Genomic DNA, 24578 nt, shown 5'->3' with positions numbered 1-24578 from the left:
ACGCATTCCCATCCGCGAACAAACGAGCTGATTGATGGAGCTACCGCATGTCAGACGTGGCGATCGTCGCCGACGATCTCAGCGGCGCCTGCGAAGCTGCGGCCACCTTCCTGTTGCGCACAACGCGCATCTCGATCGCACTCGATGCAGTAGCCGGCTCCGCGGACGGGTTCCGTGTGGTGGCGGTGGACACCCACTCGCGGGGACTGGCCCCTGCCCAGGCCGCCGGCCGCGTCATGGCGGCGATCGCGGGCCGTGCCGGCGTGCCGGTGCTCAAGAAGGTCGACTCCCTGCTGCGCGGCAACATCGCCGCCGAAGTCACCGCCCTGCGCGATCTGCTCCGCACCGCGCCGGTCGTCGCCACCGCGCTGCCCGCCGCCGGCCGGACGGTCGTCGGCGGCGTGCCGCACGTCGGCGGGACGCCGCTGCACGCCACCGCGCTCTGGCACGCCGAGCCCGGCGCGGCGCCGCGGACCGTGGCCGACGCGCTCGCCCCGATGGCCACCGTGACCGTGCCGCTCGCGGTCGTGCGCGGCGGAGCGGACGGCCTCGCCCGCGCACTCGGCGCGGCCGTCGCCGGCAGCCTGGTCCCGGTCTGCGACGCCGAGACCGACGCCGACCTCGACGCGATCCACGCCGCCGTCGCCCTGCTGCCCACGCCGCCGGTACTGGTCGGCTCCGCCGGCCTCGTCGCCGCCGCGGCCCGCGCCATGCCGGCCGACCCCGCCGGCCCGCTCGCGGTCGACCGCCGCCCGCCGGCCGCCGACGCCGTGCTGGTCGTGGCCGGCACCTGCGCGCCGTCCCTCGCCGGACAGCTGGACGTCCTGGCGCCCGAGGCCGACGCCGTCGTGCGCCTCGACCCGCACGCGCTGCTCACCGACCCGGTCGGGACGGGGCGCGAGCTCACGGCCCGGCTGGCCGGCGCCCGCTGCGTGGCGGTAAGCCTCGACGGCTCCGGCGACGTCGACGCCGGCCTGTCGGCACGGCTCGCCCGCGCGCTCGCCGAGGCCGTTGCCCCAACGGCCGGCGACGGGCGCGCCCTGATCCTCACCGGCGGGGAGACCGCCCGCGCGGTGCTCGACCGGCTCGGTGTCGACCGCCTCCGACCGGCGTACGGATGCGAGGGCGCGGTGGTGTCGACCACCGGGACGGGGCGGGTCGTCGCGACCCGCCCCGGCAGCTTCGGCGGGCCGGCGTCGCTCGCCGGGCTCGTACGCACCGTGCTTTCCCACCCCAAGGACCCGAAGGAGCCCGCATGACCAGCAGTCCCTACATCGCCGTGACCATGGGCGACGGCGCCGGTGTCGGCCCCGAGGTCGTCGTCCGCGCGCTCCTGGATCCCGAGATCGCGGGGACCGCCCGGTGCGTCGTCATCGGCGACGCCGCACGGCTCCGGCGGGCTGCCGGCATCCTCGGGCTCACCCCGGAGATCGTCGCGATCGACGGCATCACCGACGCCGTCTTCACCGACGGGCGCATCAACGTCATCGACCTCGGGCTCCTCCCTGCCGACCTGCCGTTCGGGCAGCTCTCCCCGGTCGCCGGCGACGCCGCGTACCACTACATCCGGGTCGCCGCCGAGCTGGCGATGACCGGCGCGGTGCAGGCGATCTGTACCGCGCCGCTGAACAAGGAGGCGCTGCATGCCGGCGGGCACGTGTACCCCGGCCACACCGAACTGCTGGCGCACCTCACCGGCACCGACGAGGTGTCGATGATGCTGTCGACGCCGAAGGTGAAGGTCATCCACGTGACCACCCACGTCGGCCTGCTCGACGCGGTGGACCGCATCGAGCCGGGTCTCGTCGAGCGCACCATCCGCCGGGGGTACCGCGCCATGGTGGACGCGGGCGTGCCCAACCCGAAGATCGGCGTCTGCGGCATCAACCCACACGCCGGGGAGAACGGGCTGTTCGGCCGCGGCGAGGAGGACTCGAAGATCGTCCCGGCCGTCAAGGCATGCCAGGCCGCCGGCATCGACGTCCGCGGCCCGCTGCCCGCCGACACGCTGTTCTTCCTGGCCGGCCGCGGCGACCACGACCTCGTCGTAGCGATGTACCACGACCAGGGCCACGGCCCGGTCAAGGTCCTCGGCCTGGAGGCCGGCGTCAACATCACTGTCGGCCTGCCGGTCATCCGCACCTCCGTCGACCACGGCACGGCGTTCGACATCGCCGGCACCGGCACCGTCGACCACCGGTCGATGATCGAGGCGCTCCGGCTGGCCGCCGCCATGGCGCCGCAGCCGGTGACCGGTTGACCGCGTCGGATAGTGTGCCTCAGATATGAGCAGGCAGCGATCGTTGCAACGTCGCGACCGAATCGTTCAGATGGCTGCGACCAACGGGCTGACCAGCGTGGAGCAGCTGTCCGTCGAGCTCGGCGTCACGCCGTCCACCATCCGCCGCGACCTCGCGTTGCTCACCGCGCAGGGCAAGCTCGCCCGCACCTATGGCGGCGCACTCAGCCTTGAGCCGCACCCGGAGGCGTCGCTGCGCCAGCGGCTCGGCGACGCCTATGCGGCCAAGCAGGCCATCGCCACCTGGGCAGCCGGGCAGATCGTGGCCGGGGAGAACATCCTGCTCGACGCCGGCTCAACCACGACCGCCCTCGCTCAACTCCTCACCGGCTTCAGCAGCCTGTCGGTGTCCCTGATCGGGCTGACCGCGCTCGACGTGCTCGCCGAGGTCGACACGCTTGAGATCATCCTGCTCGGCGGGCGGCTGCGGACCCTCAGTCAGAGTTTCATCGGCCCGGTCACCGAGGCGGCCCTGGAGCGCATGTCGTTCGACCGGGCCTTCATGGGCGCCGACGGGGTGCGCGCCGACCGCGGCATCAACGAGAAGGACCTTGAGCAGACACGGCTCAAGGAGCTCATGATGAGCCGGGCGGACCACATCTACGTGCTGGCCCACGGCGCGAAGATCGGTCAGGCCCCGTTCCACGCATGGGCCGTGATGCCCCCGAAGTGGACGCTGGTCACCGACGCCTCGGCCCCTCCGGCTGAGCTGGCGAAGTTCCGGGACAAGGGCGTCGCTGTCGTCATCGCGTAGCCCAGGGCGTGGCCAGCCGGTGCGCGTCGCCGATCAGCGGATGTAGCGGGCCAGCGCGCCTCGGCGAGATCGGCGAGCAGGTCGCGGCAGACGTGCTCGCCGATCGTGTCGGCTTCGACAGTCGCCGCGCCGAGCGGATGCGCGGCCGGTCAGATGCCGCGCGGCGTGGACACTAACCGGCGACGCCTTTCTGCGCACCCGGGCCCGCGATTGCTCGCCACCGACTTCTTCCACATCGACACCGTTGCGTCGCGGTGGATCTGCGCGATCGACGCCTCGCCCTCGCGGGCGACCGCGACCACATCGCGGCCTTCCCCAGCAACGTCAGCCACCACCATGATGGCGGCCGAACCTCGGCCAACCACCGATTCACACCAGTCTCCCACGGGCCGCTGACGGCGTGGTTTCTGCGTGGCCCGATGCTGGCCGATCGGGACGAGACCCGCCCGGGATCGGCCGACCTCGCCGAAGCAGCCGTATGGCTGAGCCGTGGACTGGTCTAGATACGGCTGGTGCTGCGCTCGTTGCGGCTGGTGAGTCGGAGCCGTACTTGGGTGATGGAGCGGCCGGTGATCTCGGTGATTTCGGCGGTGAATCTGGGTAGGGCGACGGTTTCGCCTGGCGCCTTGGGGATGTGTCCGAGCCGGTCGAGGACCAGCCCGGCGACTGTGGTGTAGTCCGCATTAGCGATCTTGTGGACGTCGATGCCGAGGTCGGGCAGATCGTGGACGGGAAAGGATCCTGGGACCAGGAACACGTCGTCTGCTTCTCGGATGACGGCCACGACGTCACGGTCGGTTTCGTCATAGATTTCGCCGACAACTTCTTCGACCATGTCTTCCATCGTGACGATGCCGTCGATGGAGCCGTGTTCGTTGACGACGAGGGCGAATTGTTCACGTTGGTGGCGCAGCTGGCGCATGGCGTCGGCGACGTGCAGCGTCTCGGGCAGCAGCAGCGGCTGGCGGGCTCGGTCGGCGGCGGTGGGGCCGCCGTCGGCGGGGAGTAGGTCGCGGAGATGCACGACGCCGATGAGGTCGTCGAGGCCGCCGGGGCCAACGATGGGGGCGCGGGTGTACCCGGAGCCGGCCAGCAGCTGCAGTGCTGCGACGGCTGGCAGGGAGCCGGGCAGGGTGATGACGTGGTTGCGGGGGATCAGGATGTCGCGGAGGTCGCGTTCGGTGATGTCGAAGGCGCCCGAAATGATGTCGCGTTGCTGGGCGGTGAATCCGCGCTGGGCGACGACCAGTTCCCGGATTTCCTCGGTGGTGATTTCTTCGCGGCTGGCGCCCGGGTCGCCGCCGGTGATTCGCACGATCAGGTTGGTGGATCTGCCGAGCAGCCATACGAAGGGTCGCGCCGCGGTGGCGAGCCAATCGAGGGGCCGGGCCGCGGCGAGCGCCCATCCTTCAGCGCGTTGCATGGCGATGCGTTTGGGTGCGAGTTCGCCGAGTACGAGGGTGATGAAGGTGAGGATCAGGGTGACCGCGATGATGGCGACCGGTTCGGCGGCGTTGCCGAGCAGGTCCAGCGGTGTGATCAACGGCTCGGCCAGTGAGGTGGCGGCGAACGCTGAGGCGAGGAACCCGGCCAGGGTGATACCGATCTGGATGGTGGCTAGGAACCGGTTCGGGTCTCGTGACAGGCGTGCCAGGACCCGCCCGCCTCGTGAGGTGCGTTCCAGCCGTTGAATCTGCGATTCGCGCAGGGAGATCAAGGCCATCTCGCTGCCGGACAGGGCGCCGTTGAGCAGGATCAATACGAGCACCAGTAGGATCTGGGTGCTATAGCCGCCCACAGACATTTACTCCTTGTTGCCAGGTTGATGGTGGGGTTTGTCCGTGTCGTCCGGGCGACCACACCTGGGCAGGGTCGCTGTGCAGCGACCCCGCTGTTGGGATTCGTTGAACATGCGGGAGGTCCCGGCAGCCGGTGGGCCGTGGGATGGCAAGGCCCACCAGATGCCGTGGGTGTCAGGCCGTACTGTCACGTTGGGTGTCAGTGGGTCTGTTCGCTGGGCTGGACGATGACGAATCCTTGGCCGGTGAAGCTCATGGTGAATGTTTCGCCGGTGGATCGGCCGATGAGGGTGCCGAGTCCGAGTTGGTCGGCGCGGTGGTAGCCGGTTTGCAGGCTGGCTGACCAGCAGATGGCGGCTTGGGGGTCGGCGTAGGTGGGTTCGTCGACCGTGAGGGTCAATGGGTAGCCGTCGGTGGTGACAGCGATGCGGCCGGGGCCGGTGAAGACGCAGTTGAACATGCCTGCGGCCGAGAGCATGCCCAAGCCCTGCACCATTTTGATGTCGTACGTCACCGTGGTATCGAAGGCCAGAATGTTGGCACCGTTGACGGTGATGGCGTCGCCCGGGCCGAGGTCGATGAGATGGATCTCTTTGGCCCGGTCGGCGAGCATGACGTCGCCTTTGCCGGCCAGTCTCATCAGTGGCACGCCTTCACCGGTCAGTTTCGACTTGAGCCACTTCGCGGCGCCGCCGGATCCGAGTGCGGTGAACTGGACGTGGCCTTGGTAGGCGACCATGGATCCGGTGCGGGCGAAGCATTCACCGTCGAGGTCGACTTTGAGCATGGACTTGTTCTGCAGTCGCATCCCGGGCTGGGCGGATGCTTTCTCCAGGTTTTCGGCGGCGAACAGGTTACTGTGCATGACGTCTCCTTGAAGGTTACGGCCGAGGTGCTGCCACGTAGCCGGTTTCCGGTGCGCTGCGCTAGATGGCTGGGTCCGCAGCTGGGCGGTGGATGTCGGGTTCTAGGTAGATGACTGTCGCTGCGGGCACGGCGGCGCGGATGCGGGCTTCGGCGGTGTCGATCAGGGTGGTGATGCGGGTGCCGTCGTCGGTGGCGGTGACCCCGATCTTCGCGGCGACCATCAGTTCGTCCGGGCCCAGGTGCAGGGTGCGCAGGTGGATGACCGTGCTGATGCCCGGTTGCGCGAGCGCCCGCCACTCCTGTGGCTACTGGGCCGTGCTGATGGTGGCGACGCCGCACGCAGCAGACGGGTTCCAGCGCGTCGCTCAGTCCTCTTGGAAGTAGGAGATCAGGCGCAGGAACTCCAGGTAGAGCCAGACGAGTTCGACGAGGATGCCGAACGCGGCGAGCCAGCCGTGGTTGCGGGGCAGCCCGGCGGCGATGTCTTCTTCGATCTGGTTGAAGGTGATCACGAACATCAGCGCCGCGACGACGATGCAGACGAGGCTGAAGAGGATGGCGAACGGTCCGCCGTCACGCAGCGGCCCGGCCGATCCGGTGAACATCGTGATGACCACGTTGAGCAGCATCACAACCGCTAGGCCGGCGGCGGCGCCGATGACGATTCGGGTGAACTTCGCCGATGCCCGAATGATCCGGGCCTTGTACAGGGCGGCCATGACGAAGAAGACGCTCAGGGTGGCGATGACCGCGAGTAGGACGATGCCGTTCCACCGGGTTTCGTAGGCCTTGGAGACCGCCCCCAGGAAAACTCCTTCGACCAGGGCGTAGGCGAACAGGATCACCGGGTTGGTGATCTGCGCGAACGAGATGACCAGCCCCAGGACCAGCCCGATGAGCATGGAAGCGATCCACACCGGGCCGATCGACTGCACCGGCACCAGTACCCACGTCACCCCGGCGGCCAGGGCCGCGGCGCCGAGCAGCGACACCGTCTTGACGACGACATCGTCGATGCTCATCACATCGCGGCGTCCGGTTTGGACGTCGTGCCCGCCGGGGACCTGGTAGGTGGGCTGGTACGCGGCGGCGGACAGTCGACCCAGCACCGGATTCGACGATTGCACAGATCTTCCCTTCACTCGATTTGAGGCGCGGAGGAAGCCCGGCCGGTGCGGCCTGATGAGGGCGGCCACCGGCCGGATACGGCGGGCAGCAGCTCGCAGCCCTGCCCGCCCGAACCTCAGCGGTGGCTAGAAGTCGCCGCCGAAGTCGTCGAACCCGCCACCGTCCGAACCGGCATCGCCGAAGCCCGCGTCACCCATGCCGGCATCCCCGGCTGCTCCGGCAGCGTCGGCCACGTCCGGGGACATGGCGTCGCCGATCATGTCGCTGAGCACCATCCCGCCCAGGAAGCCCAACGCCGCGCCGCCGACCCCGGCAGCGATCATTCCACCCGCGCCCATGCCGGGTTTGCGCTGGTAGCCGCCGTACTTGTAGCCGCCGTGCTGGCCGTGGCCACTGTAGGCGTAGCCCTGGTGCGCGTGTGAGCCGTACACGGGCTGGCCGTAGCCCGGCTGCGGGTGCCCGGGTGCGCCAGGTTGCAGGAACGCTCCGGGTGCCACCGGGGCGGGTTGCGACAGCTTCTCCAGGATGCTGCTGACCCACCGGTCGACCTCGCCGATCCAGCCGTCCTCGGTGGTGGACAGCCCGTCGATGTCGCCTGTGGACAGATGATGCCGGTCACCGGCTCCCGGCCGTCCCGCGAGCTCCGCGACCACCGTCATCCCGTCGTGGTCACCGGCGAGGAGGAAGACGATCTGCGGGATGTGCGGGCCGGGGTGCTGCCCTTCCGGGACCGGGGCGAGGAACGTGATCGCCTGTGCCGCAGGGGCATTGACGCCGGAGGTGTTGCCCGGGCGCAGTTCGTTGCGCACGAAGCGGCAGCCGATGATACCCAAGGCGTCTATGATGTGCTGGTGCGCCGGGGAGGCGTCCAGACGGGCCGGGTCGAAGTCGCCCTTGGCGCTGCCAGAGGCCACCGTCAGTTCAGTGCGGACACCGATGTTGATGCCGGGCAGCTGCTGTCCATACAGGACAGTGAACGGGGCGTGCGACGGCACGGCCATGGTGAACGGGATCGACGGGGTAGCGCCGGAGGTCACCTTCATCGGCCCGGATACGGTATGACGGGCCAGTTCCACCTCACCGGGCTGGCCGGGCTGGCCGGGCTGGCCGGGCTGGCCGGGCTGGCCAGTGGCGACCAGCAGCAGGTGGATGCCGGCGATGTCGGCATCGCCTTTCGCGCGTAGGTTGACCTGTCCGGACAACGACCCTCCCGGCGTGGCCGGTTGCGGCGATAGGACGGTATCGACCTCGACGCCGCCGAATCCCAGACTGGCCAGTAGTTTCTTGAACACCATGTTCCGTTCCTCTCCTGATGTGGTGGCACTTCCCGGCAGGGTGGTTAGCTCGTGACGCCCTGTTCCTGGTGTGGTAGTGACCGCATGGGCGGCGACGATGGGGTGGGTGTCGTCCTGGAACTGGCCGATGACCTGTTCCAGGAGGTGTTCGCCGCTCCCCAAAACCAAGCCACGATGGCGACCTGGGCCGCCGCGGTGCTCACGCATGCTGTGGGTCGCCGAGATCACGCTCTGCTGCGGGTGCAGCGTGCGTGCGGCAGCCAGCGAACCTGTTCCGACGGCCGTCATTCCGGCCGTAGTGGCCTTCAGTCTCCGGGTTCGTGATGGCCGGGCTTCCCTGTGCCGGCTCACCCAGCACCATCTGCAAGCGCAGTTGCGATCGGCGGCGTGCGTCCTACCGAGATCGACAGGCCGGCCGCCGTGGACAGCACGCCCACGCCGATCAGCGGTGCCAGCCCCGCACCGAGGTGCGGCACCGCGACATGCCCGGCCAGCAGTGCGGTGACAAGGATGCCAGGACGGGCGCCGGACGGCGCGAACGGCAGCCGGCCAGTCACCGGCAACACCTGTCGCGCACCTGCCTCTCCGCCGTCGCCGCCAGGGCCAGGGGCAGCCCAATCGCTATCAGCGCGGCAGTGTCGCCACCCCGCACCGCCCTTGGGGCGCCGGCGGGCCCGTCAGCCGGCGTCCGCGGCCGGCACACACCGCCGGCAGTGCCGGTAGTATCAGCCACGAACTAGACACTAACACGTGATGCTGTACGGTTGCTGAAAGGAGCTGGTCGTGGCCGACCTGATGCGCATCAGTGAACTCGCCGCGGCGGCCGGGGTCAGCAAACGTACGGTCGACTTCTACACCAACCTCGGCCTCATCGCCCCGGCACAGCGCAGCGACGGCGGGTTCCGGCTCTACGACCCGGCGACCGTCGACCTGATTGGCACCATCCGGCACCTCGAGGCAAGCGGCCTCGCGCTGGACGAGATCGGCAAAGACCTCGCCGGTGCCACCGCCGCCGACCTTGCCGAGGCGGTCACCCGCCTCAACCAGGACCTGGACGCCTTGCAGGCCCTGGCTGAGACGGCCCGGCCGAACGCGCACGCGATGGTCACCATGTTGACCGTTCGCGCCCACAACCTCATCGTCACCGCGATGGAACTGCTCATCGCCATGCCCGACGTGTAGGTGCCCGGCCACCTCATGATGCCGATACCGCAACAGCGGGTATGCCGAACTGTCCGCCTGTGGAGGACCCAGGGTCCGAGGTCTCTCAGGGCCGTGCGGCGTCGGGCTGACGGAGGGCGCAGCGGTGGCGGTGTATCCACAACGTGCCCTGGGCCACGTCGTCGAACAGCGCCGCGACACCGTCCACCTGAGCCTCACGGTGGGCGTCGACGGCACCATCAGTACCAGTGGCGGCTCGATCGAGGACGACATTCTCGAAGGAGCCGGTACCTGGAAGTGCGGCGCCGCCGCCGACGACACCAGCGCGTGGAACCGCATCGACGCCGCCCGGATCGCCGCCGGACTCTGGCTGCGGGACGTGGGCACCGCACCGGAGTCCCTGTGGACACCGCTGCGCGAGCTGGTCGGCACGGCACTGTCCACCCTGCGGGCGCTACCCGCGGACGCCCAGGTCGCCCGGGTAGCCGCCCTGCGCGACGCCGCCCTTGCATGTCGGCCCGACCTGTACGACGTGCTCACAGCGTGAGGGTGTCGCCCTGATTGCGCTCACGCTCTCAGCGGCGCTGATCCGCCCAGGGGCACACAGTCAGGCCCTGGGTTCGCTGCGCGAGATCCATTCGCGCAGCAGAACCCGTTCCGCGTCGGTCAGTCCGGTGAGCTCGTCCACCAGCGTGCTGTGGTGAAGGGTGTGCGCAGGGGCGTGTGTGGCTGGCGGCCGGCAGATGGCTGTCAGCACGGCGTCGAGCATGGCGTCGGGCAGTTCCAGGTCCCGGTCGTGGGGTGGGTTCGACAGGAGTGCCAGCACCGCTCCGGTGCCGGCGGCGTGCAGCATCTCGAGCGCTCGGCGCTCAGGGACGACGAGGACGCCGGCGGTCGCCATGGCCTGGATGAGGCCGCGGAGGACGTCGATGCCCTGTTCGGTTGCGGGTGCGCGCTCCTTGAAGCCGGGCCGGCTGATCAGTTGGTACAGCTCGGGGTTGGCCAACCCGAACTCGACGTGTTGCTGCCATGCGGCGCGCAGCGCGTCCACCGGGTCGAGCGTCGCGCCTTCGGCAGTCAGCTTGGAGCGCACGTAGCGTTCCATCGCGGCTTCGGCGACGGCCTCGACGAGCCCGCCCTTGTCGCCGAACAGCCGGTAGATGACCGGCGCCTGGACACCGGCGCGCTCCGCGACGGCTCGGGTCGTGACGGCGCGCGCACCCCCTTCGTCCAGCAGCTCCGCTGCCGCGGCGATGATCGCGGCCCGGGTCGCCGAGCGTTCGGCAGCCATCGTTCCTCCACCTGAGTTCGTTATCACGATAACAGTACCTTGTTATCGTGATACTTGCGTTGTTACGGTCGGCCTACACCTACGGAAGGGATCCCCCATGCCGAAGCGCATCCGTATCGTCGGCCTGGAAGAGCACATCGCCCTGCCGCTGATCCTGCAAGCCTGGGAAGCGAACGGGGTGGCGCCGAATCCGCACCTCGGCTGGGGCGACGACCCGTTCGCGCGCCGCCTGCGCAGCACCGGCGGGCAGCGCCTGGCCGATATGGACAACCAGGGCATCGACGCGGCCGTGTTGTCGCTGAACTCACCGGGCGTGCAGAACCTCACCAAGGCCGACGCTCCCGCCGTTGCCCGGGACGCCAACGACGCGCTGGCCGCGATCGTGGCCGAACACCCCGACCGGCTGGCCGCCTGGGCGGCGCTTCCCACGCAGGACCCTGCCGCCGCGGCGGCCGAGCTCGAACGCGCCGTGACCGAGCTGCGGTTCAAGGGCGCGATGTTGTACGGCCGCACGGGTACCGAGCTGGCCGACTCTGCCGCGTACGACGACCTGTACGCGACCGCCGCACGGCTGCGTGTACCGCTGCATTTCCACCCGCAGGTCCCCGCGCCGGCCGTCATGGACGCGTACTACTCGGGTCTTGGCCCGACCGGCTTCGGGCTGGGCACCGCGGGTCTGGGCTGGTACTACGACCTCGGTGTGCAATATCTGCGCATGATCTTCTCCGGCGTCTTCGACCGACACCCCGACCTGCAGGTCGTCGCCGGGCACTGGGGCGAGCTGGTGCTGTTCTACCTCGACCACACCGGCATCCTCGCCCACAATGCGAAGCTGCCGCGGCCGCTGCTGGACTACTTCCGGCAGAACTTCTGGATCGCCGGCAGCGGCACCGTCTCTGAGCGATACCTGCGCTGGACTGCCGAGATCGTCGGCACCGAACGCATGGTGTACTCCACCGACTACCCCTACACCTTCGGCACCCGTCCCGGCGGCTTCCCGTTCCTGGACACCGCCAACGGCGTTGCCCGCTCGTTCCTCGAGGACGCGCCCTTCACCGACGCGCAGAAGGCCGCGATCGGCTCGGGGAACTGGGAGCGCCTCACCGCCCACCTCGGCCGGCACGGCTGAGCGTCACCTCGGGAGCTCACCCGGCGGCGACGTACCGTCGCCACCATGCGGATCCTGGTTGCGGGGGCGACGGGTGCGGTCGGTCGTCAGCTCGTGCCCATGCTGGTCGCCGCCGGGCATGAGGTCACCGGGGTGTCGCGCACTGCCGGCGGTACCGAATGGATCCGGGGAACCGGCGCGCAGGCCGCGGTGGGCGACGTGTTCGACCGGGACGGCCTGCGGCGGATCGTCTCGGCGGCCGCGCCGGACGCGGTCATGAACCAGCTCACCGACCTGGCCGGGGCGGACGGGGCGGCGAACGACCGGCTGCGTGAGGTGGGCACCCGCAACCTCGTCGACGCCGCCCGTGAGGCGGGCGCCGGACGGTTCGTGCTGCAGTCGCTGGCGTTCGCGTACGAGCCGGGGGAGGGGCCGGCCGACGAGTCCGTGCCGCTCGACACCGGCGCGGCGCCGCCGCGGGGTGCGACCGCGGACGCGGTGCGGGCGATGGAGGAGATCGCGGGCGAGATCGGCGCGGCGGTGTCGCTGCGGTACGGCGTCTTCTACGGGCCGGGGACCTGGTACGCGCTGGGCGGCGCGGTCGCCGCCGCCCTCGCCGGCGACCCGGGCGCGCCGTTCCTCGGCAGCATCGCCGCCGATCGGTCGGTGAGCTCGTTCGTGCACGTCGCCGACGCCGCGAGCGCCGCCGTGGAAGCGCTCGGCTGGCCTGCCGGTCCGGTCAACGTCGTCGACGACGAGCCGGCGGAGGGCCGCGACTGGGTGCCGGTCCTGGCCGCGGCGCTCGGCGTCCCCGCGCCCGAAGCCAGCGACGCCCGCACGCCGTGGGCGCGCGGCGCGTCGAACCGCCTGGCCCGCTCCCGCGGCTGGCGGCCGCAGTACCCGACCTGGCGCACCGGCTTCTCCAGCTAGGGCGCGCCCGTACCGACACCGCGTGCGCGGACGTCCAGAACGACGTCGCGCAGGTCGGCATCCGGATCACCCGGGCACGACGTCGAGGTGTGGGCGATCGGGCACGGTCAACAGCAAGATCGACCTGTGGAACAATGTCCGCGACGTCATCGGCGGCCGGACCTCACCCGACCACCCGTCGTCCGGGCGATGCTGGTGGACAGCAGCGCGCCGTGGTTGCTGAATACGCAGGGCGACTGATGGGACGGGGTAGCGGCTCGGTGCGAGACGTGGCTTGGCTGTCCGACGGCCGGGTGTATTACGAGGAGCGGATCAACCAGGCGCCCAACAAGCTCCGCAGCGTCCGTCCCGGCGGGAAGGACGTGCGCGACGAGCAGGCGGGCGCCGGCTGCGAGGCGGAGGAATTCGGCCTGCGGGCGTTGCCGAACGGTCGGATGGCTGTCTCGGCCCGCTGCGGCTACTCCGGTACGACCGAGGTCCTGGACGCTTCGCTCCAGGCGAAAGGGTTGCGGGGTGACCAGCGACTGCTCGCGCCCCAGGTGTTGTACCGGGCGGGTGCGGACGGCGTCGGCCACGAAGTGCTGCGCGGCTTCGCCGATATCCGCGGCGCCGCGCTGTCCCGGGACGGCGGAACGTTGGTCGTGGCCGCCAAGCGCGACGGCGACTGGGCCTTGTGGCGCGTCGACCTGCCCGGCGGCAAGGTCCGGCGCCTCGCGGACGGCGACTACGGTGGAGTGTCGATCGCCCCGGACCGCAAGCGCGTCGCCGCAGTGCTGGGCGGTGGGGCCGATGACGACGAGATCCGCGTGTTCCAACTCTGATGCGTCGGCCGCTCGCCGGTCGGAGGGCGGCGCATCGACACGGCGACACGGTGTCGTGGCGAGCCACCCATTGCGAGCACTGCCGCGACTCGCGGGGCACACACCCATGAGGTCGGGCCGTACCGGGTTGTTGGTGGTGGTCGGGCTTGTCCTGACGCTGCTCGGCGGATGTGTCGGCGACGGCCGTGCGGAATTGAACAGGGCGGGCTGGACGGCGGACGGTGACGTCGTGCTGGTGAAGGAAGGCTTCTACGAGGACCCGACGCTGTGGATCGGGCGGCCCGGTGGCCGTCTCGAAGGGGTGCCGGTCGGCGGCGTGTGCTCCATCTCCATGGTGACGGCCGTGTTCCCGTTGCCGGCGCCGCGGATCGGGCTCGCCGTGTTGTGCGGCGGGAACAATCCCCGGGTGATGTTCGCGTCATTCGATCCGAACACCCGTCGGGCCGAACCGCTGGCCTCGGTGTCGACCGCGCGGCTGGTGCCCATGTCCAACTACTTCGGTGCTGCTTGGTCCGAGTCCAGCCGGTCCGCGTTCATCGACTACATCACCGTGGGCTGTTACGGCATCGGTACGGTCGTCGACGGGCAGGTGCGGCCGCTGGACGTGACGGTGCCGCTGCCGGGCGGTGCCGTGGACCTCGCGTCGGCGCTCCCGCCGGTCGACGGGCCGGGCTGCACCGCGCGTGTGCTGGCCAACGGCCCTTCCCTGTCGCCGGACGAGCGGTATCTCGCGTTCTTCCTCCACGTCTGCGACCCCGTCTGTTACGGCATGATGGCCACGGCGAAAGGAGCGGTGGGCATCGGCGAGGAGTGGCGTCTCGTGGTGCAGGACCGGGTCACCGGCCGGGTCGACGTGGCCGGCGTCCGGTACCGCAGGCCGCACGACGTCGCGGTCACCGATGACGGGAGGCTCGTGATCAACGTCCGGTACGGCGACGCTGCCGGGCTCCACCAATGCCGAATCACGGCGTGCGACACACCGACGCTGCTGGCGAGCGGCCTGTTCAGCTCCCCCAACGTCCGGCCGGACGGCGCGCAGATCGTCGCGGTGAAGCCCCGCGCGACCGAACCGACCTACCTTCCGCTGGCGCGGTGATCCGGTCGGCAGCCGGCCGTGGGTGAGACTAGGCGTCAGACGCCCGGGGCAGCAGGACCGCCAGGACCAGGCCCACCACGGCGACGACGACCAGGACCGTGAGCGACGCGGCGTACGGGCGGCCGGCCGGGTGGGCGGCCGCCACGATCACCGAACCCGCCAGGGCCGTGCCCAGCGACGAGCCGAGGTTGGACACCGAGCGGGACAGGCCGGAGATGTCGCCCTGGTCGCGGTCGGGGAACGCCGACTGCACCAGGTTCACCGACGCGGTCAGCATGGTGCCCAGGCCGAGGCCGGCGAGCAGCAGGCCCGGCGCGGTGCGCCAGAGGGCGGTACCGTCGCGCACCAGGGCCAGCAGCAGGACCATGCCGGCCACCGTGAGGACAAAACCCGCGACGATCAGCGTGCGCTGGGCGCGGTGGCGGGCGAGCCGCTCCGCGGCGGCCGAGGAGAGCAGGATGCCGGCCGTGGCCGGGGTCAGCGCCAGGCCGGTCGCGATCGCGTCGTAGCCGCGGGCCTCCTGGAGGTACACCGCCGTCACGAAGAACGTGCCCTGCATGACCAGCCACTGCACCGCCTGGGTGCCCAGGCCGAGGTTGGCCGGCCGGTTGCGGAACAGCCGCAGGTGCAGCAGCGGCTCGCGGCCCGCGCGTGCGGTGCGGTGCAGGTGCAGCACGAACACCGCGAGCAGCAGCGCGCCCAGCGCGAGCGACGGCCACACCGGGGAGATCCCGCCCTCCGGGATGACGACGTGCCCGGCGACGGCGAAGTCCGTCCGGGCCGTGCCCCAGCCGTAGGTGGCCGACAGCAGCACGCCGAGCACGACGAACATGAGACCCGCCGCCGACAGCACCGCGCCGGTCACGTCGAACCGCGCGGGTTCGGTGGTGCGGGCCGGGCTGGGCACGCGGCGGATCAGCACGACGATCAACCCGATGACCAGCACCTGGAGCAGGAACGACGCCCGCCAGCTGACGAAGCTGGTGATGAGGCCGCCGATGAGCGGGCCGGTGGCGGCGCCGAGCGCGCCGGCGCCGCTGACGACGCCGAAGTACTTCGCCCGGGTGGCGAGGTCCGGGAACGCGACCGTGATCAGGATGTAGATCGGCGGGATCATCAGCGCCGAGCCGATGCCCTCCAGCAGCGCGTTGCCGAGGATCATCACGCCCAGCCCGGGCGCGACCGCGGCGAGCAGCGCCCCGACGCCGTACAGCAGCAGCCCCGCCACCAGGCACCGTTTGCGGCCCCACACGTCGGTGAGCTTGCTGCCCGGGATCATCAGGGCAGCCATGGTGAGCGTGAACAGCGTGATTGTCGTCTGCACACCGAAGACGGTGGTGCCCAGGTCGCGAGCCATGGGCGCGATGGCGACGTTCATCGCCGTGCCCGCGTAGCTGCAGATGAACTGGGCCAGCGCGAGGGGCAGGACCATCGCCCGCGGCGACATCGGCACGCACCGATCGTCCGTTGCGCGCGCGGCCCGCCGCATCGCCCCTGCGGGGTGAGGGTTACCGACGGCCGCGACGGGCATACCGGGGCGACGCGATCGAGCGGGGGAGGTGGGCGCGGGTGCCGAAAGGGCTGCTCCTGCGGGCCACCGAAGAGGGGACCGCGGCCGGCATCTACGGCCTCATCGTGAGCGGCGCCGTCATGGCGACCTCGCACGCGCACTCGGCGCTGGCCACGGCGCTGGCGGTCCTGCTCACCCTCGCCGTCTACTGGAGCGCCGAACGCTACGCGCGGCTGGTCGCCGAGCGCATCCACGACGGCCACCGGCCCGCCTGGCCGGTCGTGCGGCGGCAGCTGTCCAGCGGCTGGGAGATCGTCACCGCGTCGGCCCTGCCGCTGGCGGCCCTCGTGGTGCTCGACCTGTTCGGTGTCGAGCAGTTTCCGGCGGTACTGCTGGCGCTGGCCGGCAACACCGCCCTGCTGTCCCTGGCCGGCTGGGAGGTGGGCCGCGCCGGCCGGCTCAGCACCGCGGAGCGCGTGGTGTCCACGGCCGTCGCCGGCAGCTTCGGCGTGGTCCTCGTGGCGCTCAAGGCCGCGCTGCACTGAAGGCCGCTGCACAGGTCGCGGTGGATATACCAAGAGCGCCGCCGCGGGTAAGCTAGCCAGGCCCCGGGACGGGACGGGACGCCGAGCGAAGGAGCTTCCCGGTGCCCGTCACCGCACTGCTGGCCGTGCTGCTCGCCGCGGTGCTGCACGCGTCGTGGAACGCCGTCGTCCACGCGCTCGAGGACCGGCTGGTCGGGTTCGTGCTCATCGGCACCGGCTACACCGTCTGCGCCGCGGGCATCGTGCTGGCGAGCCCGGCGCCGGCCCGGGCCAGCTGGCCGTTCATCGCGGTCTCCGCGGTCCTGCAGGTCGCCTACAACCTGCTGCTCATGCGCTGCTACCAGCTCGGGGACTTCAGCCAGGTGTACCCCATCAGCCGGGGCACGTCGCCGTGGCTCGTCGCGGTCGGTGCCGCCGTGTTCGCCGGGGAGGTGCTGGCGCCGGCGCAGGCCGCCGGGCTCGTGGTGATCTCCGCCGGGCTGGGCTGCCTGATGTTCGCCGGGGGCCGGCCCGGCCGGGCCCAGCTTCCGGCGATCGCCGCGGCGCTGCTGACCGGGGTGACCATCGCCGCCTACACGACGGTCGACGGGCTCGGCGTCCGACAGGCGCACACGACCGCCGGCTACACCGGCTGGCTGTTCCTGCTCCAGGGGCCGGTCCTGCCGCTGGCCGCGCTGGTCGCCCGCGGCCGCAAGCTCTGGGTCCAGGTCCGGCCGCACCTGACCACCGGCCTCATCGGCGGGGTGCTCTCGCTCACCGCGTACGCCCTGGTGCTCTGGGCGCAGACCCGTGGCGCGCTCGGCCCGGTCGCCGCGCTGCGGGAGACGAGCATCATCGTCGGCGCCGCCATCGGCGCCCTGGTGTTCCACGAGCGCTTCGGCCGCTGGCGCGTCACGGCCGCGGTCCTGATCACCGCCGGCGTCGTCCTCATGAGCCTGTGACGACCCGCGACGGCACTGCGCGGGCCCGGGTGACGGTCAGGTGGTACCCCCGTCGAGGCGCATGGCTCGCCGGATCGCGGCGGCGGTCTCCGCGGGGCGCTCGACGGGTGGCAGGTGGCCGCAGCCGGCCAGGACCGCCGGGTGCAGCGCCGCGACGGCGGAGGGCGGCACCACGACGTCGAACTCGCCGGGCAGCACGGCGAGCGGGACGACGGCCGCACCGCCCCGCAGGTCGAACGCGGCCAGTGCCTCGCATGCGAGGGCGTACGACTCGGCGTCGACGCCGGCGAGCCCGCGCAGCAGCGACGCCGCGACGGCCGGCTCGCGTCCGGCGAAGCCGGGGGCGAACCAGCGCCCGGCGGCTCCGGGCACCAGCGCCGCCGTTCCGGAACGCCGCACGAGCGCGGCCCGCTCGTGCCACGCGCCGGCGGTGCCGATCCGCGGCGCTGCGGCGATCGCGACGACGCCGGCGAACGGGGTCGGGCGGGCGGCGAGCTGGAAGCCCACCGCGCCGCCGATCGAGACCCCGGCGTACCAGACGGGCCGCCCGCCGGCCCGGCTGCCCTGCTCGGCGACCGCACCGGCGAGGTCGGCGACGGTGAACGGCGCGGTGGCCGCCGGGGAGCGGCCGTGGCCCGGCAGGTCCCAGCCGATCACCTCGACGTCGCCGAGCAGGGCGGCTGTGCGCTCCCAGAGCGCCTCGACGGATGTGCCCAGCGACGGGCCGACCACGAGCAGCCGCTCGCCGGAGCCGCCGAGCCGGGTCGCGGCGATCACGCAGGGTCCGCCGCGGGCCGGGCGAACGTGAGGAACGTGGTCTGGCGCGGGCCCTGGAGGTGGATGTCGAAGCGCAGGTCCCCGTGGGCGTCGCGCTCGGCGACGAGCCCGGCCGTCAGCGGGTCGTCGCCGGCGCCCGGACCGGGCACGTAGGCGCGGGTGAACAGCCGGTCGAGCAGCCCGCGGGCGAAGACCGCGACGGCGAAGAACGGCGGGCGGCCGGGGGTGGTCGGGCCGGGCTCGACGGTGGTGAAGCTGTAGCGGCCGCCCGGGTCGGTCGCGGCGCGGCCCCAGCCGGTGAAGCGGGTGCCGTCGCGGCGCAGCGAACCCTCGACGGCCGGCACGACGCCGTCGGCGCCGGCCTGGCGGATCTCCAGCAGCGCGTCGGGGACCGGGACGCCCGCGCCGTCGAACACCGTGCCGTGCAGGCGGATCGCGGCCGGATGCGCGGGCGGGACGAGCTCGTGACCGCGGGGGTACGGCAGCGCGAAGCCGTAGAAGGGGCCGATCGTCTGGCCCGGGGTGGGCGGCAGTGGGCTCATGCGGCGTCCAGCGGGGTGCGGTGCGATCCGGTCAGCACGATGTCCCAGCGGTAGCCGAGCAGCCACTCGTGCTCGGACAGGTCGTGGTCGTAGGTGGCGACGAGCCGTTCCCGGGCGCGCGGGTCGGTGATCGACTGGTAGATCGGGTCGAGGTCGAACAGCGGATCGCCGGGGAAGTACATCTGCGTGACGAGCCGCTGGGTGAAGTCGGTGCCGAACAGGGAGAAGTGGATGTGGGCGGGCCGCCAGGCGTTGCGGTGGTTGCGCCACGGGTACGGGCCGGGCCTGACGGTGACGAAGCGGTAGTTGCCGTCGTCGTCGGTGAGGCAGCGGCCGACGCCGGTGAAGTTGGGGTCGACCGGGGACGGGTGCTGGTCGCGCTTGTGGATGTACCGGCCGCCGGCGTTGGCCTGCCAGATCTCGACCAGCTGGCGGCGGATCGGCCGGCCGTCGCCGTCGAGGACCCGGCCCTGCACGACGGTGCGCTCGCCGATCGGCTCGCCGCCGTGTTGGATGGTCAGGTCGGCCTCGAGCGGGTCGACGTCGCTGTCGCCGAAGACCGGTGCCAGCAGCTCGGCGCCCTCGGGGTCGGCGTGGTGCAGGTCCTTGGTCGGGTGGCGCAGGATCGAGCTGCGGTACGGCGGGAAGGCCAGCAGCGGCTGCCGCGCGGGAGGTGCACCCGCGTGCAGCGCCGCGATCTCGGCGGAGATCTCCCGCTGCGCCGGGAGGGTGGGCGTCATGGGGTGCAACGGTATGGGCGACCGGCCCGGGTGGTCTACGCTGGACTTCCACTCAGTGGAAGGGAGACGGCGGTGGCCGGACGGGTGTCGACCCCCGGGGCGTCGGTGGTGTCCCGGGCGTTCGCCCTGCTCGGCGCGTTCGACGACCGCCACCGCAGCCTCACCCTGTCCGAGCTGTCCCGCCGGGCCGGCCTGCCCCTCGCCACGACCCACCGGCTGGTCGCCGAGCTCGTCGGCCTGGGCGCGCTCGCCCGCCGCGAGCCGGGGCACTACGTGGTGGGGCGGCGGATCTGGAGCACCGGGCTGCTCGCCCCGGTGCAGACCGGCCTGCGCGAGCTCGCCTCGCCGTTCCTGCACGACATCTTCGCCGCCACCCGGGCCACCGTGCACCTCGCCGTCCGGGAGGGGACCGAGGTGCTGTACCTCGACCGCCTCGGCGGCAGCGAGTCCGTGCCGATCGTCAGCCGGGTCGGCGGCCGCCTGCCGCTGCACTGCACCGGCGTCGGCAAGGTCCTGCTCGCCCACGCCCCGCACGAGGTCGTCGCCGAGGTCCTCGGCTCGCTGCGCCGGGTCACGCCGTACACCGTCGTGCGCGCCGACCTGCTCGCCGCCCAGCTGGAGCGGGTCCGCCGCGACGGCTACGCCACCACCGCCGACGAGATGACGATCGGCGCCAGCTCCGTCGCCGTCCCGGTCCTGCGCGGCGGCACCGACGTGGTGGCCGCGCTGGGCATCGTCGTGGCCGAGCTGCGCCGAGACCGCCAGCAGCTCGTCGCCGCTCTGCGGGTCGCGACGCAGGGCATCGGCCGGGTGCTCGACGAGTCGGCGCCGCCCCCGGACTGAGGCCCGTTCCTGGTACGGTGCCCGGTGGCTGCTCAGCCGGATCCCGGGGGAGGGAGCACCGCGCATGACCGCACTCCGCGAGCTCGTCACGCAGGCCCGCGCCCAGGCGGGCGACGGGGACCGGGCCGGCTTCAGCCGGACCGTGGCCGTGTTCTCGCGCGAGGTCATCGAGCCGTTCCTCGCGCTGCTGATGGACGCCGACGACGAGGTGGCGCAGCTCGAGGCGCTGTGCGACGCCGTGTTCCCGCCGCCGGCCCCCGACACCGCGCCACCGGCCGGGTCACCGCACCGGCTGGTGTTCGCCGCCGACGTGCTCGACGCGCCCTGGCCGACCCCGCGGCGCACCGCCGCGCTGCTGTCCATCGTGGACGCCGCCGACACCCGGCCCGGCCAGCCGGCGCTCGACGCCCTCGCCGACGAGGCGATCGCGGCGCCGCCGTCGCCGGCGCGCATCCGGCTGCTGCGGCGGCTGCTGTCGACCCCGGTCGGGTTCACCGGCCGGCCCGCCGCTGCGCGGGTCCTCGCGGCGCTCCACGCGGAGGGCAAGCTCAACGCCGCCGCGGTGGAGGCCGCGTTCATCGCCGACCGCCGGGTCGCCAACGAGGACAAGGCCCGGCTCGGCGACGTGGTGTTCGGCGACGGCGCCGACCGGCCCGACCCGGACGGCTTCCGCGCCGCGCTGCGCTCGCAGTACGACGAGCTGATCTGGCGGCTCACCGAGGCGCCGGACCCGGACGCCTGGCACCACACGCCGCGGTCGCCGGCACCGCGGGGCGCCCGGTTCGTCCGGCGCGGCCTCGCCCTGTGGACCGGCCGGCTTCCCGCCCCACCCGGTGAGTACGTCGACGAGGTGGTCGCGTTCCTCTGCGGGGCGCAGCTCACCGACGCCGAGCGGGCCGAGCTGGACGGGTGGCTGGGCGGGCGGCCGGACGCCGAGCGGCAGCAGGTCGCGCGGTCCCGGCAGGCGGCGGCCGACGCCACGGCGCGGCGCGAGCACCCGGCGGAGCCGGCCGTGGCCGGCATCGAGCCCGACCACCGGTATCCGGGCAACGCGGCCGGCTACGCCGCCCGCCGGCTCGCCTCGACCGATCCGGTGGCGGCCGCGCTGGCCCGCGCGCCGCGCGTGTTCCTCGCGGTGATGGACGCCGACCCCGAAGGGGACGCGATCCCGCGCGCCGACCTGTGCGAGTTCCTGCACGTCGCCGGCGACGGCTGGAAGTACGAGCTGAGCCTCAGTGACGAGGTCAAGTCGATCGTCGAGACCGGCCCCGAGGAGGACGAGGACGACCTGCTGGAGCAGCAGCTCGCCGCGCAGCCGGACGTGCAGTCCGCGTTCCACGCCGACCGCGAGTGGTTCGAGGTCCAGCTGTCCCGGCCCCTGCCGGCCGACGAGGTGCTCGCCCGCTACATCGACGCGGTGAGCGCTGCCCACCGCGAGTACGCCCGCCGGCGGGGCATCACGGTCCCCGACTGACGGTCAGTGCTCGCGGAGCAGGCTTCCGGCGCCCGTGACCCGGTCGGGGAGGCCGTGCTCGCGCAGCGCGTGCCACAGCGTGGCGGCGTTGATGGCGACCACCGGCTTGCCCAGCTCCCGCTCGAGGCGGTCGGCCAGGGCGACGAACGACAGGTTCGTGCCGACCTGGACGATCGCGTCGACGTCCGGGCCGTCGAGCGCGGCGACGGTGGCCCGCAGCCGCTCGTCGGGGACGCGGGCGATGTCGGTCGCGGTCGGGCAGCGCAGGCCGGTGACGGCCGTGACGGCGAACCCGGCCTCGGTGAAGAAGCGCCCCACTTCGCGGTCGGCGATCGGCTGGTACGGCGAGAAGACCGCGACCCGCCGGCAGCCGAGCGCGTGCAGCGCCGCCCGGCAGGAGCTCGCGCCGGTCGTCACCGGCCGGCCGGTGCGCTCGCGCAGGCGCCGTTCGAAGGCGGCGTTGCCCTCGACGCCGCCCCAGAACGTCTCGGCGGACATGCCCATGACGAGGCGGTCCGGCTCGGCGGTGAGCACGTCGCGGACGGCGGTGTCGACGGCGGCGCGGATCTGCACGAGCAGCGCCTCGAAGCCGGCGTCGTCGGCCATCGTGGGGTCGGGGATGTACATCGAGCCGGCCCGGTAGGCGACGCCCGGCACGCGGGCGGTCCAGTAGTCGTGCTCGACGACGGTGTTGGTGCTGGGCACGATGACGCCGAAGACGGCGCGGGGTCCGACGGCGTTGGTCATGGGTGGGTGAGCCTCCGGGCGACGTCGTCGACGATGCGGTGCGCCCGGGTCCGGGCCGCGGGGCGGTCCAGCAGCAGCGCGTCGAGCAGCAGCGGCGCGGCGATCGTCGCGACGGCGTCCTCGCGGTCGGTCGCGGCGACGCCGGCGGCGCGCAGCACGGTGTGGAACGGGGCCAGCAGGTCGCTGACGTAGCGGTGGCGCAGCCGGGCCTCGCCGGCGACGACGAGGGCCTGCAGGAACGCGCCGACGGGCCGGTCGCGGAGCCGGTCGCAGAGCTGGTCGACCGCGGTGTGCAGGTCGCGCGCGAGCTCGCCGGTCGGTGCCGCGGGAGGTACCGGCGCGACGTCGATGAGGGCGGCGAGCACGTCCCCCGGCGTCGGCCAGTGCCGGTAGACGGTCGACCGGGACACGCCGGTGACCTGGTGCAGCCGCTGGGCGGTCAGCGCCGCGGCGCCCTCGGCCAGCAGCAGGTCGAGGGCCGCGGTCAGCACGACCGTCGCGGTGTCGTCGGTGGGGCCGGCGGGCCGTCCGGGGCGGGTCACGAGCGTTCACGGTACACCTTGTACTCGAAACCGGTAACCGATACATTCTGCACCGGAAACCGACCGCAAGGAGGCCCCGATGCGCCCGCACGTGGAGATCGTCGACGAACGCGACCTCATCTGGCACGTCGCCGAGTTCCAGCACGCCACCGGCCCCGCCGAGCAGCGCAACCTCAGCTACGACGAGGAGGACGGCTCGGCGTCGCTCAAGGTCCGGTTCACCGGCGACTGGTCCCGCCCGGCCGGGTTCCACCACGCCGACACCGAGTGGTACGTGCTGTCCGGCGAGGTCGTCATCGGCGACACGGTCCTCGGCCCCGAGGGATACTGGACCGCCCCGAAGGGCGTGTGGACCCCGCCGCTCACGGTCACCGCCGGCACCGAGATCCTCCTGTACCGCGAGTACGGCGACTGGCACTTCGACCCCGCCGGCGCCTCCCTCGCCACCGTCCGCCCCGACCAGCGGCTCGTCGTCCTGGACACCGCGCGGATGCCGTGGATCGACGTCAGGGACGGCAGCCCGATGCGCTTCGACCTCGGCGGCACCCCGGTCCCCGGCCTGTACATCAAGCTGCTGCACCGCGACGAGAGGACGGGCTTCTACACCCGCCTCATCAGGGCCCGGCCGGGCTGGCGCGAGGTGCCGCTGGCCCATCACCCCTGCTCCGAGGAGGCGTACTGCCTCGACGGCGCCTTCGAGTACAACTTCGGCAGGATGTGGCCCGGCACGTACTTCTGGCGCCCGCCGCTGATCCGCCACGGAGACTTCACGGCCGACGCCGAGGCCGGCTGCACCTGGCTGGTGCGCTCCGACGCCGACCTCGTCGACTGGTACACCGACAACGCCCGCGTCGAGATGCGCGGCGACGCCACCAACTGGGGCGCGGGCTTCCCGCTGAGCGCCGCGCCCCGGTTCATCGAGCCGGTCCGCTCCCGCAGCATCGGCCGCTGGACCGACCCGGCGTACCAGTGACGGCTCAGTGCAGGTGGGCGACCGCGCCGGCGGGCGGGCGCCCACCCGGCACGACGACCAGGGCGAGCGCGGCGGCCGCGATCGCGGTGACGGCGGCGAAGACCAGCGCGCCGACGAAGCCGCCGCCGCCCGCGCCGGGGGCGAGGCTGCCGGCGGCGATGCTGGACACCGCCGCGATCCCGAACGCGCCGCCGAGCTCGTGGAACGTGTTCACGACACCCGACGCGACCCCGGCCCGGTCCGGTGCGACGTGGGCGAGGGCGGTCGTGGTCGCGGCGACGAACGTGGCGCCCGCACCGGCGGCGACGATCGCGATGCCGGTCACGAGACCGAACGGCCCGGCCGCGCTCGACAAGGTCCCGCAGCTCGACCCGCGGGACATCGAAGACCTGTAC

Annotated in this window: 28 protein-coding genes and 1 pseudogene; 15 read left to right on the top strand and 14 right to left on the bottom strand. The window is 72.3% G+C overall.

What is annotated here, in order from left to right:
- Positions 1–47 precede the first annotated feature (47 nt).
- The 4 genes from ABZS66_RS41755 to ABZS66_RS41740 all read left to right on the top strand — a co-directional run bounded on the left by ABZS66_RS41755 (position 48) and on the right by ABZS66_RS41740 (position 3556).
- On the top strand, positions 48–1259 hold the full coding sequence (locus ABZS66_RS41755) for a four-carbon acid sugar kinase family protein (RefSeq protein ID WP_354767832.1): 1212 nt from the start codon (positions 48–50) through the stop codon (positions 1257–1259).
- Entirely contained in the window at positions 1256–2260 is a 1005-nt protein-coding gene (gene pdxA, locus ABZS66_RS41750) for a 4-hydroxythreonine-4-phosphate dehydrogenase PdxA (protein ID WP_354767830.1), read from the top strand. The genes ABZS66_RS41755 and pdxA overlap by 4 nt, the downstream gene beginning before the upstream one ends.
- 25 nt (positions 2261–2285) lie before the next feature.
- A complete protein-coding gene (locus ABZS66_RS41745) occupies positions 2286–3053 on the top strand; it encodes a DeoR/GlpR family DNA-binding transcription regulator (protein ID WP_354767828.1) in 768 nt (255 codons plus the stop codon).
- A gap of 254 nt (positions 3054–3307) precedes the next feature.
- A complete protein-coding gene (locus tag ABZS66_RS41740) occupies positions 3308–3556 on the top strand; it encodes a hypothetical protein (protein ID WP_354767826.1) in 249 nt (82 codons plus the stop codon).
- Here the strand turns inward: ABZS66_RS41740 and ABZS66_RS41735 are convergent.
- From ABZS66_RS41735 to ABZS66_RS41710, 6 genes are all read right to left on the bottom strand, one after another.
- The gene (locus ABZS66_RS41735; RefSeq protein ID WP_354767824.1) at positions 3553–4851 is read right to left on the bottom strand and encodes a hemolysin family protein; all 1299 of its coding nucleotides are present in this window, start codon (positions 4849–4851) and stop codon (positions 3553–3555) included. The genes ABZS66_RS41740 and ABZS66_RS41735 overlap by 4 nt on opposite strands.
- Positions 4852–5051: 200 nt before the next feature.
- Positions 5052–5717, bottom strand: coding sequence for an AIM24 family protein (locus ABZS66_RS41730; RefSeq protein WP_354767822.1), 666 nt, complete (start codon positions 5715–5717; stop codon positions 5052–5054).
- A 61-nt stretch (positions 5718–5778) separates the two neighbouring features.
- Positions 5779–5940 carry a hypothetical protein gene (locus tag ABZS66_RS41725; RefSeq protein WP_354767820.1) on the bottom strand — a complete coding sequence of 54 codons (162 nt, stop codon included), beginning with the start codon at positions 5938–5940 and terminating at the stop codon, positions 5779–5781.
- A 144-nt stretch (positions 5941–6084) separates the two neighbouring features.
- A complete protein-coding gene (locus ABZS66_RS41720; RefSeq protein WP_354767818.1) occupies positions 6085–6846 on the bottom strand; it encodes a Bax inhibitor-1/YccA family protein in 762 nt (253 codons plus the stop codon).
- Positions 6847–6972: 126 nt separating this feature from the next.
- Positions 6973–8430: a sporulation protein gene (locus ABZS66_RS41715; protein WP_354767816.1), complete on the bottom strand. Its 1458-nt coding sequence runs from the start codon at positions 8428–8430 to the stop codon at positions 6973–6975.
- Between the two features lie 59 nt (positions 8431–8489).
- Positions 8490–8699 (bottom strand): hypothetical protein, encoded by a 210-nt coding sequence (locus ABZS66_RS41710; RefSeq protein WP_354767814.1) that lies wholly within the window; start codon positions 8697–8699, stop codon positions 8490–8492.
- 226 nt (positions 8700–8925) lie between these two features.
- Here ABZS66_RS41710 and ABZS66_RS41705 point away from each other — a divergent pair, with 226 nt between their 5' ends.
- On the top strand, positions 8926–9324 hold the full coding sequence (locus ABZS66_RS41705; RefSeq protein ID WP_354767812.1) for a MerR family transcriptional regulator: 399 nt from the start codon (positions 8926–8928) through the stop codon (positions 9322–9324).
- Between the two features lie 124 nt (positions 9325–9448).
- On the top strand, positions 9449–9850 hold the full coding sequence (locus ABZS66_RS41700) for a hypothetical protein (protein WP_354767810.1): 402 nt from the start codon (positions 9449–9451) through the stop codon (positions 9848–9850).
- 60 nt (positions 9851–9910) lie between these two features.
- Here the strand turns inward: ABZS66_RS41700 and ABZS66_RS41695 are convergent, their stop codons facing one another.
- A complete protein-coding gene (locus tag ABZS66_RS41695; protein ID WP_354767808.1) occupies positions 9911–10594 on the bottom strand; it encodes a helix-turn-helix domain-containing protein in 684 nt (227 codons plus the stop codon).
- A 97-nt stretch (positions 10595–10691) separates the two neighbouring features.
- Between ABZS66_RS41695 and ABZS66_RS41690 the strand changes: the two genes are divergently transcribed.
- From ABZS66_RS41690 to ABZS66_RS41675, 4 genes are all read left to right on the top strand, one after another.
- A complete protein-coding gene (locus tag ABZS66_RS41690) occupies positions 10692–11723 on the top strand; it encodes an amidohydrolase family protein (RefSeq protein ID WP_354767806.1) in 1032 nt (343 codons plus the stop codon).
- 45 nt (positions 11724–11768) lie between these two features.
- Positions 11769–12632, top strand: coding sequence for an NAD-dependent epimerase/dehydratase family protein (locus ABZS66_RS41685; protein WP_354767804.1), 864 nt, complete (start codon positions 11769–11771; stop codon positions 12630–12632).
- A gap of 293 nt (positions 12633–12925) precedes the next feature.
- Complete coding sequence (locus ABZS66_RS41680; protein WP_354767802.1) at positions 12926–13453, top strand: hypothetical protein; 528 nt, start codon at positions 12926–12928, stop codon at positions 13451–13453.
- A 229-nt stretch (positions 13454–13682) separates the two neighbouring features.
- Complete coding sequence (locus ABZS66_RS41675; RefSeq protein WP_354767801.1) at positions 13683–14549, top strand: hypothetical protein; 867 nt, start codon at positions 13683–13685, stop codon at positions 14547–14549.
- A 28-nt stretch (positions 14550–14577) separates the two neighbouring features.
- On the opposite strand, the gene ABZS66_RS41670 is transcribed toward ABZS66_RS41675, so the two are convergent.
- Complete coding sequence (locus ABZS66_RS41670) at positions 14578–15996, bottom strand: MFS transporter (RefSeq protein ID WP_354767848.1); 1419 nt, start codon at positions 15994–15996, stop codon at positions 14578–14580.
- A 122-nt stretch (positions 15997–16118) separates the two neighbouring features.
- On the opposite strand from ABZS66_RS41670, the gene ABZS66_RS41665 reads away from it, so the two are divergent.
- The gene (locus ABZS66_RS41665) at positions 16119–16604 is read left to right on the top strand and encodes a hypothetical protein (RefSeq protein WP_354767799.1); all 486 of its coding nucleotides are present in this window, start codon (positions 16119–16121) and stop codon (positions 16602–16604) included.
- A 101-nt stretch (positions 16605–16705) separates the two neighbouring features.
- Positions 16706–17545: an EamA family transporter gene (locus tag ABZS66_RS41660; RefSeq protein ID WP_354767797.1), complete on the top strand. Its 840-nt coding sequence runs from the start codon at positions 16706–16708 to the stop codon at positions 17543–17545.
- A 36-nt stretch (positions 17546–17581) separates the two neighbouring features.
- On the opposite strand, the gene ABZS66_RS41655 is transcribed toward ABZS66_RS41660, so the two are convergent.
- Genes ABZS66_RS41655 through pcaH form a run of 3 tightly spaced genes read right to left on the bottom strand, consistent with a single transcriptional unit; the run spans position 17582 to position 19604 of the window.
- Positions 17582–18322 carry an alpha/beta fold hydrolase gene (locus ABZS66_RS41655; protein WP_354767795.1) on the bottom strand — a complete coding sequence of 247 codons (741 nt, stop codon included), beginning with the start codon at positions 18320–18322 and terminating at the stop codon, positions 17582–17584.
- Positions 18319–18864, bottom strand: a complete 546-nt coding sequence (gene pcaG / locus ABZS66_RS41650) for a protocatechuate 3,4-dioxygenase subunit alpha (protein WP_354767793.1) — start codon at positions 18862–18864, stop codon at positions 18319–18321. The genes ABZS66_RS41655 and pcaG overlap by 4 nt, the downstream gene beginning before the upstream one ends.
- On the bottom strand, positions 18861–19604 hold the full coding sequence (gene pcaH / locus ABZS66_RS41645) for a protocatechuate 3,4-dioxygenase subunit beta (RefSeq protein ID WP_354767791.1): 744 nt from the start codon (positions 19602–19604) through the stop codon (positions 18861–18863). Before pcaH ends, pcaG begins: the two co-directional genes overlap by 4 nt.
- A 72-nt stretch (positions 19605–19676) precedes the next feature.
- Here pcaH and ABZS66_RS41640 point away from each other — a divergent pair, with 72 nt between their 5' ends.
- Both ABZS66_RS41640 and ABZS66_RS41635 read left to right on the top strand, forming a co-directional pair.
- The gene (locus tag ABZS66_RS41640; RefSeq protein WP_354767789.1) at positions 19677–20447 is read left to right on the top strand and encodes an IclR family transcriptional regulator; all 771 of its coding nucleotides are present in this window, start codon (positions 19677–19679) and stop codon (positions 20445–20447) included.
- A 64-nt stretch (positions 20448–20511) separates the two neighbouring features.
- Positions 20512–21921, top strand: coding sequence for a hypothetical protein (locus ABZS66_RS41635; RefSeq protein ID WP_354767787.1), 1410 nt, complete (start codon positions 20512–20514; stop codon positions 21919–21921).
- A gap of 3 nt (positions 21922–21924) precedes the next feature.
- Here ABZS66_RS41635 and ABZS66_RS41630 read toward each other — a convergent pair whose 3' ends face one another.
- Both ABZS66_RS41630 and ABZS66_RS41625 read right to left on the bottom strand, forming a co-directional pair.
- The gene (locus ABZS66_RS41630) at positions 21925–22668 is read right to left on the bottom strand and encodes an arylmalonate decarboxylase (protein ID WP_354767785.1); all 744 of its coding nucleotides are present in this window, start codon (positions 22666–22668) and stop codon (positions 21925–21927) included.
- Positions 22665–23210, bottom strand: a complete 546-nt coding sequence (locus ABZS66_RS41625; protein ID WP_354767783.1) for a TetR family transcriptional regulator — start codon at positions 23208–23210, stop codon at positions 22665–22667. Before ABZS66_RS41625 ends, ABZS66_RS41630 begins: the two co-directional genes overlap by 4 nt.
- Before the next feature lie 79 nt (positions 23211–23289).
- Here ABZS66_RS41625 and ABZS66_RS41620 point away from each other — a divergent pair, with 79 nt between their 5' ends.
- Positions 23290–24183, top strand: a complete 894-nt coding sequence (locus ABZS66_RS41620) for a DUF4437 domain-containing protein (RefSeq protein WP_354767781.1) — start codon at positions 23290–23292, stop codon at positions 24181–24183.
- A 4-nt stretch (positions 24184–24187) separates the two neighbouring features.
- Here the strand turns inward: ABZS66_RS41620 and ABZS66_RS41615 are convergent.
- Positions 24188–24578, bottom strand: a pseudogene (locus ABZS66_RS41615) (MFS transporter); the annotation flags it as partial.

This window comes from Dactylosporangium sp. NPDC005572 (genome assembly GCF_040605515.1).
Classification (GTDB): Bacteria; Actinomycetota; Actinomycetes; order Mycobacteriales; family Micromonosporaceae; genus Dactylosporangium.
The sequence above is the reverse complement of the archived record's forward strand: the minus strand, read 5'-3'. Positions and strand labels throughout refer to the sequence as shown.

What these genes read in the sequence shown, in the direction of transcription:
- ABZS66_RS41755 (WP_354767832.1), top strand. Translation starts at nt 48, where the DNA reads ATGTCAGACGTGGCGATCGTCGCCGACGATCTCAGCGGCGCCTGCGAA.
- pdxA (WP_354767830.1), top strand. Translation starts at nt 1,256, where the DNA reads ATGACCAGCAGTCCCTACATCGCCGTGACCATGGGCGACGGCGCCGGT.
- ABZS66_RS41745 (WP_354767828.1), top strand. Translation starts at nt 2,286, where the DNA reads ATGAGCAGGCAGCGATCGTTGCAACGTCGCGACCGAATCGTTCAGATG.
- ABZS66_RS41730 (WP_354767822.1), bottom strand. Translation starts at nt 5,717, where the DNA reads ATGCACAGTAACCTGTTCGCCGCCGAAAACCTGGAGAAAGCATCCGCC.
- ABZS66_RS41725 (WP_354767820.1), bottom strand. Translation starts at nt 5,940, where the DNA reads ATGGTCGCCGCGAAGATCGGGGTCACCGCCACCGACGACGGCACCCGC.
- ABZS66_RS41715 (WP_354767816.1), bottom strand. Translation starts at nt 8,430, where the DNA reads ATGACGGCCGTCGGAACAGGTTCGCTGGCTGCCGCACGCACGCTGCAC.
- ABZS66_RS41695 (WP_354767808.1), bottom strand. Translation starts at nt 10,594, where the DNA reads ATGGCTGCCGAACGCTCGGCGACCCGGGCCGCGATCATCGCCGCGGCA.
- ABZS66_RS41690 (WP_354767806.1), top strand. Translation starts at nt 10,692, where the DNA reads ATGCCGAAGCGCATCCGTATCGTCGGCCTGGAAGAGCACATCGCCCTG.
- ABZS66_RS41685 (WP_354767804.1), top strand. Translation starts at nt 11,769, where the DNA reads ATGCGGATCCTGGTTGCGGGGGCGACGGGTGCGGTCGGTCGTCAGCTC.
- ABZS66_RS41670 (WP_354767848.1), bottom strand. Translation starts at nt 15,996, where the DNA reads ATGTCGCCGCGGGCGATGGTCCTGCCCCTCGCGCTGGCCCAGTTCATC.
- pcaG (WP_354767793.1), bottom strand. Translation starts at nt 18,864, where the DNA reads ATGAGCCCACTGCCGCCCACCCCGGGCCAGACGATCGGCCCCTTCTAC.
- pcaH (WP_354767791.1), bottom strand. Translation starts at nt 19,604, where the DNA reads ATGACGCCCACCCTCCCGGCGCAGCGGGAGATCTCCGCCGAGATCGCG.
- ABZS66_RS41635 (WP_354767787.1), top strand. Translation starts at nt 20,512, where the DNA reads ATGACCGCACTCCGCGAGCTCGTCACGCAGGCCCGCGCCCAGGCGGGC.
- ABZS66_RS41630 (WP_354767785.1), bottom strand. Translation starts at nt 22,668, where the DNA reads ATGACCAACGCCGTCGGACCCCGCGCCGTCTTCGGCGTCATCGTGCCC.
- ABZS66_RS41620 (WP_354767781.1), top strand. Translation starts at nt 23,290, where the DNA reads ATGCGCCCGCACGTGGAGATCGTCGACGAACGCGACCTCATCTGGCAC.